Annotated in this window: 10 protein-coding genes; 3 read left to right on the top strand and 7 right to left on the bottom strand. The window is 60.3% G+C overall.

What is annotated here, in order from left to right; all coding sequences use genetic code 11:
* Window positions 1–61: 61 nt before the first annotated feature.
* From IEX33_RS12505 to IEX33_RS12490, 4 genes are all read right to left on the bottom strand, one after another.
* Window positions 62–364 (bottom strand): hypothetical protein, encoded by a 303-nt coding sequence (locus IEX33_RS12505; RefSeq protein WP_188730609.1) that lies wholly within the window; start codon window positions 362–364, stop codon window positions 62–64.
* 404 nt (window positions 365–768) lie between these two features.
* Window positions 769–1,464: a hypothetical protein gene (locus IEX33_RS12500; protein ID WP_188730607.1), complete on the bottom strand. Its 696-nt coding sequence runs from the start codon at window positions 1,462–1,464 to the stop codon at window positions 769–771.
* A 152-nt stretch (window positions 1,465–1,616) separates the two neighbouring features.
* Window positions 1,617–3,095 (bottom strand): ADP-ribosylglycohydrolase family protein, encoded by a 1,479-nt coding sequence (locus IEX33_RS12495; RefSeq protein ID WP_188730604.1) that lies wholly within the window; start codon window positions 3,093–3,095, stop codon window positions 1,617–1,619.
* Entirely contained in the window at window positions 3,092–4,057 is a 966-nt protein-coding gene (locus IEX33_RS12490) for an ARPP-1 family domain-containing protein (protein WP_188730602.1), read from the bottom strand. Before IEX33_RS12490 ends, IEX33_RS12495 begins: the two co-directional genes overlap by 4 nt.
* A 92-nt stretch (window positions 4,058–4,149) precedes the next feature.
* Here IEX33_RS12490 and IEX33_RS12485 point away from each other — a divergent pair, with 92 nt between their 5' ends.
* Window positions 4,150–4,815, top strand: coding sequence for an NUDIX hydrolase (locus IEX33_RS12485; RefSeq protein WP_188730601.1), 666 nt, complete (start codon window positions 4,150–4,152; stop codon window positions 4,813–4,815).
* A 65-nt stretch (window positions 4,816–4,880) separates the two neighbouring features.
* Entirely contained in the window at window positions 4,881–6,755 is a 1,875-nt protein-coding gene (locus IEX33_RS12480; RefSeq protein WP_188730599.1) for a TY-Chap2 family putative peptide chaperone, read from the top strand.
* Here IEX33_RS12480 and IEX33_RS12475 read toward each other — a convergent pair.
* Both IEX33_RS12475 and IEX33_RS12470 read right to left on the bottom strand, forming a co-directional pair.
* Entirely contained in the window at window positions 6,702–7,919 is a 1,218-nt protein-coding gene (locus IEX33_RS12475; RefSeq protein WP_188730597.1) for a 5-methylcytosine restriction system specificity protein McrC, read from the bottom strand. The genes IEX33_RS12480 and IEX33_RS12475 overlap by 54 nt on opposite strands.
* 2 nt (window positions 7,920–7,921) lie before the next feature.
* Window positions 7,922–10,099: an McrB family protein gene (locus tag IEX33_RS12470; RefSeq protein ID WP_188730595.1), complete on the bottom strand. Its 2,178-nt coding sequence runs from the start codon at window positions 10,097–10,099 to the stop codon at window positions 7,922–7,924.
* A gap of 490 nt (window positions 10,100–10,589) precedes the next feature.
* Between IEX33_RS12470 and IEX33_RS12465 the strand changes: the two genes are divergently transcribed.
* Window positions 10,590–11,465: a DUF3883 domain-containing protein gene (locus tag IEX33_RS12465; RefSeq protein WP_188730593.1), complete on the top strand. Its 876-nt coding sequence runs from the start codon at window positions 10,590–10,592 to the stop codon at window positions 11,463–11,465.
* A gap of 423 nt (window positions 11,466–11,888) precedes the next feature.
* Here IEX33_RS12465 and drmC read toward each other — a convergent pair whose 3' ends face one another.
* Entirely contained in the window at window positions 11,889–12,614 is a 726-nt protein-coding gene (gene drmC / locus IEX33_RS12460; RefSeq protein ID WP_188730591.1) for a DISARM system phospholipase D-like protein DrmC, read from the bottom strand.
* Window positions 12,615–12,619: the final 5 nt, after the last annotated feature.

The following is a 12,619-nucleotide window of genomic DNA, read 5'->3' as shown; positions in this document are numbered from 1 at the left end:
CACGAAAACGGGGTTGTTTCCTGTCTGTGGTTAGGCCTTCTGACGCCAGAACCTCGATGTTTCAGATGGCTGGATCAAAGAGTTCTCGGATGTCATGACTCATCTCGCTTTGACGAATACTTGCGATCAGACGGCGAGTTTGATCGGCGCCGGGGATGTGGAGTTCTTCGCCTTTTCGAAAGGCCTCGGCGCAGTATTCAAGCATTGCCCGGTCCTGATTATTCACATTCGGCTCGGGCCTGACGTCGACGCAATTTAGTCGGAATATGTACTCCCAAGCGCTCTGAACATGCTCGTCCGTCTCGTACGGCAGAGCGATAGCCGATTGACGCGTACTGATGGAATTGATGTTCAGGATCTTCATGCTTCGCGTGCTGACGACCCTGCGCCCTCGCTGCTCCCCCTGCACCGCAGGGACCTTGGCGTCGACAAGGAGCAAGATCGCTGACGCCAAGGCGGGCCACTGTCTGAATAGGAGAGTCCTTGCGCTCGGTCCCCCTGGTTCGACCTCATGGTCATCCCTCCAGACCGCGGCGATGGGACGGATCAAAGCCGTTCGCGGATCTGCAGGCGGTTGTGGAGGACATACGTGGTCCGCACGCCAACGGTCGAATAGCCAACTCGCGGAAGGCTTGGTTCCGACGGTCTGAGTGCTCGCGCCGCAGGAGCAGCGCTCCTCGATGACGGGGTAATTGAACACAGCTCAGCTTTCTATTTGATGAGGTGAGGGTGAGTATCAGTGGCGGTTTTCATTTAAACTTCAGCAGCCTAAGCGGTATAGCCCAAGGTGAATCCGTACATGTCGATGATCTTGGCACGGGTGAGCGGTCGGTCGGTGAGCTGGCCGGTTGCGAAGTCCAGAGTTTTGTAGTGCAGGGCCAATTTGTCGATCTCCATCTTGTTTTGCTCGTAGAAATCCTCAAGCAATGAGAGTGAACGGCTTTCAATTTTGTTGAATGCCGTCTTTTCAGTCCCCTCAGCAAGTGACCGGATGCCTTTGATGAAGTAGGTGTCAAAAGACGGAACCGCCCCCCAAACGCCCATCATGATCTTGGTGACAAGGGTCAGGGAGGTCCCGCCTTTTGGCAGTATGCTCTTTCGCAGATCGGCATAAGCGGCAAGAATCAGCTTTTGAGCGAGAGGCTCGAGAAACGGTTGTTCGTTCAGCTCGCGCATCTCCGGGTTGTACGCTTCAATGACCTCTATGGTCGCCTGATAATGGCGGGCGTTGGTTTCGCGAAATAGGTAAGACGAACCTCGCAGCATGCCCCAACTCGCGAGGTAGTAGCCAAGTTGGAGGCAGCTAAGCTCCATGCTTCGCGTGGGTGCGGAGTTGTCTTGGAAGTAGTTGAAACAAAAGTCCCAGCTCCGTTCGCGGCGATACTCCCCAGCTGACAGTCCATTGGATGAGCGGAGGAAAGCCTCTACCGAGGATGTGATTTTTCCAGGTTCCATTGCACGCATACTGCGAGACTAACCGTCAGCCTCAAGCAATTAGGTGAGGCTCGATGACCCTGATGTGAAGACTTCCCATAACTCTCAAGGGGCTTAAGGATATGGGAATTTGACACCCGCAGAAGGCTAATCGGACGGCCGGACAACATCCGCCCGGGCCTTCAACTGTCTCCGAGCACCCGCATAAACAGCGGATTCGGCCGCGCCCCGGGCAGGACGCGTTGCAGGTCCGCCAAGGCTTCCAGAGCAGAAATGCCGGCAACACTAGCGCCGTATAGAGCAGCAACGGTCGGCGTGCGTGACTCCGCCCGGACGCAGTGCAGCAGTACCGTTTTGCCCTCCGCGCGGTAGTGTTCGACGGCGGCCGCCGCCTCTCCGAGGACAAAGGCGGCGTGTGCGTTGTCGCCTTCAACAGCGGAGTCGACCACCCAGAAGGTGGCATGGTTCTCCGGCGCCATACCCGGAACATCCCGCGTGCCCAGTCTGCAGAGCGACACCACGGCACCAATCCTCAGCTCAGCCACGCGCTGAAGTGAGCCGACCCCGCCCAGCCACACGCCGTCGTCGTGCGGGTGCCGGACCAGCGCGTCGGTGCGGCCCCACATGCTGTAGTCGTGCCGTTCAGCCCGCGGCCAGGACAGAGGCCGCTGGCCCTCGGCGCGGCCCAGTTCCATGCCCAGCACCATCAGGTCGCGGGACCGCAGGCCCGGCCAGCCGTGCAGCCGCTGCCGCCACTCGAACGGCACCGCCGTGTAGCCGTACGCCGCGCCCAGCAGGCTGCCGGCGATGGCGGCCACTGTGTCAGTGTCGCGCCCGCCGCGCACCGCCTCCTCCAAAGCAGCCCGAAGGTGGGCGGGGCCAACAGTTGACAGGCCCGCATAATGGATGGCGCTCCATGCCCCTTGGAACGCCTCAGCTACCCAGCCGTTGCGGGCGAAGTCACGGGGCCGGGACCGCTCCGCCGTCTCGATCCGCTTCAGCCACACCGACGCCCGTTCGACGGGCAGCAGCGGCAGTCCGGCGCGGACATCGAGCAGACCGGTGAGGACTGCATGACGGATGGCAACGCACCACAGCCCGCAGGCCTCCTCTGCGTCAGGATCGGCATGGGTCAGGGCGCTCAGCACTCCCGCGGCGGCCATCAGTTCAGAGGGCTCCCGGTCCAGGTACGCAAGCGCGAGGGGAGCAGTGCGCATCAGCGAACCGTTGCCGGCTCTCCGGCCGGTCCGGGCATGAAAGTCAGCGGCGGCGGCAGTGAAGTCCGCGGCCTCAACCTCGCGGCCAGCAGCGGCAGCCAGCCGCCGCGCAGCAGCGATGACGGCACTCGTCTGCGCCCCCACGTCCTTCGCTTCGGCCGACCAGGCAGTCCACGCCCGGACCACCATGGTGAGGGTCGCGGGGGAGGACGCGCCGCCGTCGGACGCGGCCTCCAGCAGCGCCTGGGCGATCGGGATAGCCATTGAGGTGTCGTCCGTCCACTCGGCCGGCGCGAACCCGAACGGGCCGCCGCCCTTCATGGTGACGTCGGCGCCGTCCGGCAGCGGGGCGCCGAACTCGTAACCGGCTCCGAGGGCGTCGCCGGCGGCCAGGGCGACGAGGACGCCGGTGGCGCGGTCATTCTGCAGGGGGTTCAGTTTCATGCCATCTCCATCAGGGGGTGTTGGGTGTTCCAGCCGGTCAGGTGGGCCAGCTGCGGGCGGCGCTGGGGGAGTGCGACGGCGATGCCGGCGGCGGTGACCGCTCCGGCGGCGCGGGTGACGTTGCGGCTCCGGAGGGAGCCGTGGTTCCGTACCTCCACAGCCGCGGCGCCGCCGTAGAACGTTCCGAACTCCATCGCCTGGACGTGTGCGGCGAAGTCGCGGGCGCGCTGCCCGGGCATCGGGCCGGAGGCCAGCGCCTGGGGTGGCAGGAGCTCAAGGTCCAGCAGCGCCGACTCGATCAGCTGCCGGTAGTGGCGGCGGAAGAGCGTGTGGGTGCCGAAGACCTCCAGGAGCAGCGGCTGCCGGGCCAGGCCGATCACCACGCCGCGCTGGCCCTCCAGCGGAGCCGGCGCGTCCGCCGGGCTGAACCGGTTCCGTTCCTCCTTGTCGTCCTTGAACCAGTCCAGGTGCTGGAGGAGGGAGCTGGTGGCGGAGGCGCCGCGGGCGGCGTCGAAGCGGCGGACCCGTTCCCAGATGCGGTCCTGCCGGTCGCCTCCGCGTTGCCCGTTCAGGCCGTTGGCCAGCTCGGACCAGACATTAAGCGGAGCGCGCCGGGCCTGCCGGCGGTGGCTGCTCTGGCCGGCTTCCCAGCGGCCGGCCTCGACGCAGAAGGTGTCGATGTCGCGGCTTTCGCCCGGGTCGAGGACGACGTCGCGGGCGCAGGTCCGGTGCTGCTGGCCGCCTTCGAGCAGCTCGCCTTCCACCAGCAGTGCCGGGTGCGGGCCGTTGTTGGTGACGGTGAGTCGGGACACCTGGGCGCCGCTGGCGAGTTCGGTGACGGCGACGTCTGCGTGGGTGCCGGTGCTGATGCCGAGGCTTCCTGGCGCGGAGGTCCAGACGGGGAAGATGCTGAGCGGGCCGAGGCTGCTGCCGGCGCCGACGTGGAGCTGTGGGACTTTCATGGGACCTCCAGTTGATTTATCGCATTTCTGCGCTAATTGAATTCAGTATGCACGTGTTGCTTCTTTAGCGCAAGACTGCGATAAATGGAGGTGTGAAGGATTCCAAGAACACCGATGGTCCGTCCCTGCTCGACTACCCGCGGCCGTCGGTGGCGGTGGATACGGCGGTGCTGACCGTCGCGGACGGAAGTGTGTGCGTGCTGCTGGTGCGCCGCGCGGAGGGCCACCAGCACGGAAAGTGGGCACTGCCGGGAACGTTCCTGCGCGAGCGCGAGACCCTGGTGGACGCGGTGCTTCGCTGCCTGCGGGAGAAAGCGGGGATCTCCGGGCGGGTGCCGCGGCAGCTGCAGGTGTTCGACGAGCCTGGCCGTGATAACCGCGGCTGGGTGCTGTCAGTGGCGCACGTGGACGTGGTGCCGCTGGCCGCTTTGGAAGAGGCGTTGAAGTCCGACGGCGTCCGGCTGGCTTCCGTGGGCGGGGAACCGGAGGTGATTGTTGGCTTGCCCTACGGGCACGCTGACATGGTGGCCAAGGCGGTGGAGTGGCTGCGGGCTGCCTATGCGGAGGCGCCGGATCCTGGCGCCCTGCTGGATGAACCGTTCACACTGAAGGACCTGCGTGACCTGCACGAGGTGGTGGCTGGCGTGCCGCTGATGCGGGATACGTTTCGGCGGTTCATGGAACCGAAGCTTGCGGGGACAGGGCAGATGTCCGACGGGACGCGGGGGAGGCCTTCGCGGTTGTGGGTTCGGCCCTGAGAGTTGAAGCCTTGATGGGCCGGTTGAATGAACCTTGACGAGCTATTGTCGATTATCGTCTGAGAATGAGCCTCGAAGCCTGGACTCCTCTCGAATCTGTCGACGATGAACTTTTGACCTTGGAGACCGCCGCGATTCTGACGTTGGCCCTCAAGTACAGAGCGGACAAGGTAGAGGCTGCAGTTGACGCATGGACTCCGCTGCAGATTGCCCTGCTCCAAGAAACGAGGAGAGAGGAACAAATATCAGAGGCAATTAGTTTGCTCGGTGAGTTGCTACACGTGACGGGTCTCAGACTTCCGTCTGCGGTTAACAGGGCGGAATTGCCAGCATTTGTTGAGGCATTGCGTGAACTGTCTCGACTCGTTCGTGTGGCGCCGGATCGCTCAAGCAGTGTGAGGGCAGCCGTGGGCCTCCTCAATCTGGCTTGTGAAGAGTCCATGGAACAGAGCGCTGCCGTGTCCAAACTTTTTCGCAGCGGACTACTGGACACGGCATGGCAACATGTCCGACGCTTTGTTGCCGCGCCCGCTTCTGAAGAACGACGAATTCAGCCACCCGAGATTGGCACGCCAGCCTCGAGCGAATGGAATGCGCATGACAGGTCCCTTCTCGGTGACTATTCGCCCTGGTCTTGGGGAGTCGGTCCCATGTTCCAAACTCTGGGCGGCTGGGATGCGACCTGGCAAATGGCACGACGATCGTCCAAAGCAGAACACTTGGACATGATCCGTTTCTGGGCACCGCTTCCGCACCTCGTCCTTGGACCCCTTGGGTGGTCAGATCCGGCGTTGGGCGTGGCCCGTTGGATCCTCTTGGGAATGCCACAGTCGACGCCGGAATTGTCATTGTTAGGGCGTGTTTGGGGTGCCGAGGCACTTATGTATTTCTCACATCCGCAAATGGACTGGATACCGGAGTCTCACGGGTGTCTCGGTTTTCAACCTGGAACATCCGGGCGCCGGATCAGCCGCATCTACGAGTCGCGCGAAATCGCTGAAGCCTTTTGGGGCTGCGGAGGACTTCATATGCAGGTCCATTTGGAGTGGCAGATGTGCGGACAACAAGAACCAACAGGAATCCGGCCCCCTGTGTATACAAGTGTGGTCGATCGTCCAAATGTCGTTCTTCACCTTGATGCCACAAGGGGATGGCACACGCTCTTGCAGACTGTTGGTGACAGACTTGCCGCTGAGCTCGCGGACCCGAGAATTGAGGTCACGATAATCGCCCCACCCGTCGGCCTGCTCGGCACCTTCAGGAGATCCCAGCTGACGGGCCTCTGGTATTCGGGCTCCCACGAGGCTCATACGTTGGGTCACACAAAGCTGAACACTCCCGTTCGTAGATTTCCATCAACCGGCGCCGTTAAACCGCCGACCCCGGTGCATGGGAACCCATCCCTTCGGCACACGAACGCCGCGGCGTTCTGGCTTGCCAGTGAACTTGCTCGCCGGCACCCCCACTACGTGCTCTTGGGTGACTCTGCTAGCAGTCTTCGGCTGGTGAGTGACACTGGGCCGATCATCAAAATTTCGCGACATGCAGCGGTGGAGGCGGGGGCAATTGTGTTGACCCCCGGGGAGTTTTTTGCAGTGGACGACAAGCGGAAGCTCATTGAAGACCTCGAAACCAAGTTGGGGTTGCCCGCGAGGAAACGGGCAGCAGTTACGACGAGACGGACCGTTATGTACCGGGCCATGGCGCATATCCTGGCCGCGACCGTCGGCGACAAAGCAACCTGGGATTTTGTTTCTGCTGATGCAGAACACGCGGGGGCCTGGTATATGACGCGGGATGCAAAACCCATTGCATTCTTGACGCGAGACGGGACAGTCAGTTTTCCGGAGGGATCGGTCAACCTGTTAGAGCGATACGAAGCTCACTCAAGAAAGATGACTGCCATGATCGGAGAGGTCTTCCGGCTGGTCATGCCGTAGGGATGTTGGGCCTTCAATAGGCCGAACCTCTTCCTGTGCCTGAGAAGCAAACTCTGAAGGTATCTGTGAAGGCGGGGTGAGAACGTCCAGCAGTTGCTGGCGAACCTCGATCGCTGACCTTCCGAGGTCAACCGTGGCTACCGTGATCCGATGGCCGCTCGAGTCGAAACTCTCCCGGATCGATCGGCCAACAGAGGGATACAGCAGCATGCCTTCAGCAGACAGTGAGAGAGGGTCATCTGTGGCTTCCTGGGACCGAACGTATGTGTAAATCTGATAGAGGTGGCCGCTCTTGAAGGTCTCTCCGCCGAACTGGCCCTTAGCTAGCGCAGAAGTGAATTTGGTGTCGATGATGATACGCCGCCTGGCCGGGGAGTTTTCCAGCAGAATATCCGTTTGCATTTTAGGAATGAACGCAGCTGCGCCTGGAGTCGCATGTAGGGAGTTCCAGGAAATGAACTGGCCCGTCTTGATCTGCCAACCGGATGGAACCGCCGCGACCCGGTAGAAGCCTCCCACCGCGCGTTCGAACAGGCGCCGGAACTCGTGTTCAGTGAGGCTTGATCGTCGAAGCCTTCCGGTTCCTTCATCGCTTGGCAGTTTGAGTTGCAGGGCCAGGCGAGCCGCGAGCAGTACCGCCCTGTCCTGCACGTCGTTGCGTGAGAACCGAACGGTCGTGTCTCGGACAGCTGATCGTGTATCGGTGCCCCTGACGCCAAGGTCAGACAACCGCTGGGCGTCGGCCCGGCACCGATGGCTCAGCAATTCAGAGACGACCAAGGGAGCCAAAAATGTCAAAGCGGCCTTAACCAGCCTATTTCTGGGAGTGTCGACGGTCAATTCCTCGTAGCGGCATGCCACTTGCCCCCGGCTCAGCAGTTGATGAGACTCTGTGCGCAGGACGTCGATTCGGCCGCGGACTCGCCGGAGGTCCCTTTCAGTAGGAGAAAATCCCGGTGTTAGTGGCTTCTTCAGGCGGTCCGCTACGCTCGCGACAAGTATCTCGCCTAGTAGGTCTGGTAGTCGCTCCGGGTACTCTTCAATGCCGCTTAGCGAGGGGCTTCCGGTTTTATAGAAATCGGATGCATACAGCAAAAGCAGCCAGAGGTTTCTGACTGGAATGCGGGTTTTTCCGGAAACGGCCACGAAAGCATCCGGATCCATTTCTAATTCAGTCCCTCGACGAGCTTTGACGCTTCGGCCTCCGCTGACGAGGGATCTTCGAACCAATATTCCTTGAGCGTGGGAGCAATTTCTGTTGTTACAACCGATCGGAACCAGCTGACGTATGAGTCCACACGTTCCTCTGCCGGCGGCGTCACGAAGCTGTGGCCGAGCATAAACTCTGGACCTAGCGTGGCATCGTCCCGGATGGTTGCGTTCAAAGTCTCAAAGCGGCGGCGGATGCTCACGAGCTGCGCAACTTCAACGTTGTGTTTGGTTTGCATCCACAGCAACCAGCTGTCATTCAAGGCAGGGGCGAGCGAAATGAACCCAAATCGACGGCGGAACGCCAGATCCATGATGGCAAGGGAACGGTCTGCGAGATTCATCGTGCCGATGATGTAGAGATTGCTCGGGACATGAACCGTCTCGTCGGATGCACGTGGATAGGCAAGATGGAGAGCTTCCCGGGGAGAGCGCTTCCCGGCCTCGATGAGCGTGAGCAACTCACCGAATACCGGGACGGGGTTTCCGCGGTTGATTTCTTCTATGAGAACGACGTGAGGCACTTCGGGTGCTGCGTTTGCACGCTCCACCATCTCTAGGAAAGGCCCGTTCACCAAGGTCAACTGGCCGTCAGAGCCGGGACGCCACCCTCGTACGAAGTCTTCGTATGACATGTTCGGATGGAACTGGACGGCCCGGATAGCCGACTTCAGGTCTCTACTGCCGATCAATGCGTATGCCAGTCGTCGCGCCAGCCAGGTTTTGCCCGTGCCGGGAGGGCCTTGGAGGATGATGTTCTTCTTAGAGCGCCAACGCGCCAAGATGTCCGCCAGCTCGGATTCTGAAACAAAGCAACCGTCGAGGACAATGTCGGCGACCGAATATGGCTTTGTTGGGGACGCCGGTGCCAACTCCACCGGATCACCGTCCGCCTCGTCACTCGAATTGGTCCGCCCGGACGGGTCCAGAAACGCGGTCCACGAGAGCTCCGGGAAGGAATGCACCGGATATTCAGGGTCATCGAACTTGGCTACCAGAGTGTCCAATATGTCCAGGTACCGGCTGCCGTCCGCCTGGAACAAGTTGCCGTCCAACATCAGGGCAGTCTTAAGGTAATTTCGCGACTGACCGTCTAGCGGCAAGAAGTTCCAAGGGCGGATCCAAAAGAGGCCCATACTCAGTTTTCCGCCGACACCAGGGATACTGCGGGCACGGTCGTACGCTTCGGCAAACCTAATCCGCGTTTGATCCTCAGAGGAGCTGGCCAGGTGAAGCGCTGCCTCAAAAGCGTTCCATAACGCATCGATGTCACCGGGCGCCCGATCAGGCTTATAGGAAAAGAACCATGAGTTCTGATTGTTTAGCAGTGGTATTGCATCGAAAGCAGTAGGCGGAGGCGTTGACAAGCCCAAGGCTTTGGCCCAGTCTCCCGCCAAAGTCGTACGTTTCGTATGGGTAATCCCGCGATTGAAGGATCCAAAGAGAGTGAACGGGCAGATATCGTCAAGCGGCATGGCTACGCCGTTCTCATCCTTGTCCGTCAGGTAGTTAAGATTCTCGTGACGCGTCTGGAGGTTCTGGAGAGCTGCTAAGAGCTCGCCCCGACGGTCCTTATATGAAAGCAACGCAGTGGCCAGCTCTTCATAAAACGGCGTCCACTGGAAGTCCTCTTCGGGACTCGGGTCCTCATCGCCAAACCGTTTGGACCAGGCTGCATCGTTGCGGAACCTGCTGATGTCCTGCTGCTCATTGTCAAAGGCGAAGCGGATCAGCGCTTCGCTCATCCAGCTCCCGGCGGCCACCTTCCAAATGGTTGCCCGTCCCGTGTAGAAATACCATTCGCGGGGCTGCTCCAGCGGGTTCCAGTCCACGTCGACTCTGCGGCCATCGCCGTGGTTACGCGTGACACGTCCCGTTGCCTTGATGGCCATGGTTGAGACGAGGTGGCCCCGGGTGTCGAATGGGACGCCGTGCTTCCGCACGTAGCTCGCCTTTATCGCTATGCGGTCGCCGGGCCGCATGGATTTTACGACGTCGAGGTGACGGTCCTCAAAGCCGTTTTCCCAGACCCCTTCGGCCAGGAACCGGGCAGTTTGGTCCTGGGGGTCCCGATCTGAGAAAAACGCTCCGACGAACCAGTTCTGTTTCGCGGTATTTACCTCTTCTAACAACATGCCTCGGGGACTCCTGTGTTCACGTAACGGCACGATCCGGCCAAAGATCATTAGACCATCGCCCAGGGCAACCTTGAGTGCATGACGCTCGAATGGTTTTCCGCATCGAATGCGATTTTGCACGCTGACCTGGCGGAGTGACTTATTTCGTTGGGGGAATGGTGCCGGGGCAGCTGTCGGCGGCTTGTACGAACCAGTGAATCGGGCGTAGTTGGTCAGCGATCGGCCCCAATGCAAGACTTCAGAACTTCAGCACCCCGGGGAGAGGACGATCGTGATTGCCAAAGGCTTCATCGGGCAAGCGGATGTGTACGCTCGAGCGGCTGCGGTGGCGCACTGTAGTGAACCTGCATCAATGCCTCTTGGAAAGGCGAAACTCGACTTACTCCACCGGAATAATGCCGCCGAATCGAATTCATGGAGCCAATGCTGCCTGGGTTAACCCGCGGAGATCAGCGCTGGACGAGGACGGGTGCTATATCCTGGCGCTATGGTCATGGGGGAGACGGGAAAACCGTGGACTGCGGACGAAGTAAGAGCAACTGTCAGCAAGTATTTTGACATGCTGGTGATGGACGTTCAGGGACAGCACTTCGTCAAAGCCGCTATTTATAGAGAGCTGTCAGCCCGTTTTGCGGCGAGAAACGTCAATTCAATAGAACGGAAAATGAGCAATATTAGTGCGGTGTTGGTCGGGCTCGGCTACCCGCATCTGCGTGGACTGTCACCTTTGCCAAACTATCAGCGAAGCTTGGTTGAATCCGTTCTTGAGGAATTGACGCGCCGCCAATCACTCGACGCGATTATTGAATCTGGGGTCTTGGACGACGCTCCTGTCGGGCCGGTTGACATCGTAAGGGAGGCGGACGTGCCTCCAGAGATGATCACTGACCTTCTGCACGGTCAGGGAATGTCGCGTGCCTTCAAACGCGATTACCTGGCATTGGAAGCAGCCAACCGAGCGCTGGGCCTTGCCGGTGAACTGGCCGTGGTCAGGCATGAGCAGACCTTTCTCCGCAGGATCGGTCGAATGAAATTGGCCGACCGTGTTGAGCACGTGGCTCAGACACATGGGGATGGCCTTGGATATGACGTACTTTCCTTTGATCCTGAGGGCAGGGAAAAGTGGATCGAGGTCAAGACCACCAAGTATGCGATCGATGTTCCATTCTTCGTCACTCGAGGCGAGGTCCGCGTCTCCAGTGCCTCCCCTGAGCATTACCATCTCTACCGGCTTTACGGATTCGGATCTTCCAAGGGGACGGGCCTGTACCGACTCCAAGGAGACCTTGAAAAATCCTGCAAGCTGGACGCAATTTCGTTTGAAGCGGCGCCGAAGAGTCAGCTCAGACTTTCACTTATTTGAATGGATGACGTTTAGCTGATAATCAGCAGGCAGGTCGTAGTGCCGGTTCAGCCTGCTCAGATAAGTTACTGAGCCTGCAGTTTTCTTGCGCGCCCGCGCCAGTGCCGCGGGGAGGAGCTTGTCGTGCACAATGACAAGCTCCTAATAGAAATGCGTAAGTGATGTATAAAGCCGGTCGTTGGTCCCGGAGCTGGCCGGGAATGCCGCGCGCTCCATGACGACTACCGAATCGAACCCACGTCCACGAGCATCCTTTTGTATGAGAGGCTGAAAGCGCTAACGTTGCGTGCCGTCCATCGGTTTTCCAGCCTGCGGGTCGTGCCGCTGGAGCCCAGCAAGGTGGGACGTGATTGCGGCTTCGGTTCCCTCCGGGTGAGCTGCCGGAAGGCGAATGCATACCTGGACTGCCAGAAATTCCAGACATCACACCTTGGCCGGATTTGAAGAAAAGTGTTCCAAAGACCCCGATTTCTGCAGGGAAGCAAAGCGCTGTCTGAGCTTCGAGGCAAACAGGGGATCGCGAATGAGAACACCAGCCTCCAGATTTCCGTGAGCGGCGGCATTGCTGAAGTTCGCGCTCGTCACTAGAGCCAAGGTGGAATCCACTATGACGACCTTCGAATGTTGAACCCCGTATCGCCCCGCAGGTGGAACGTACTGAAGAAAGCGTGCGCCTTCAAGCGTGGCTTGGAGTTTCGTGGCGGTGTCTTCCATCTTTGACTTCTCAAGCACGAGAGTGACGGACACGCCCCTGGCGATTGCCCGCCACAGGGCCTCGACGAACGGCGAGCCGATCGATGCTGAGTAAGTCGAGGCGAGAACGTCTTCCTTAGCTTCGTCGATCAGGTGCGCGACAGCTGCCGTCGTGTGGTCGCCGTCGCCGGGGAAGCTAGGGCCGCTCCAGACGGCCCGCGGCGGTGCGGGTGCCCGACGCGCCGCGGTCGCATACCCCCGTAGCACTGACGCCAAGAGTGCTGAATCGCCAAGTACTGACAGTGCCTGCCCCAGCAGCTCGACCGTGGCACGCGACGAGTCCGGCAAAAATGATGCTGCTCGGTCCAGTCGCCCGTCGATTTCCAATGATGCGGCTATGCTCGTCGCCTGTGAGGCAGACAGGGCCTGCGCCAACTGAAGCAATGCATCTGCCACGACGC

The sequence above is a fragment of the Pseudarthrobacter scleromae genome (assembly GCF_014644515.1).
GTDB lineage: Bacteria > Actinomycetota > Actinomycetes > Actinomycetales > Micrococcaceae > Arthrobacter > Arthrobacter scleromae.
Note: the sequence above shows the minus strand (reverse complement) of the source record. Positions and strands in the feature narration are given on the sequence as shown.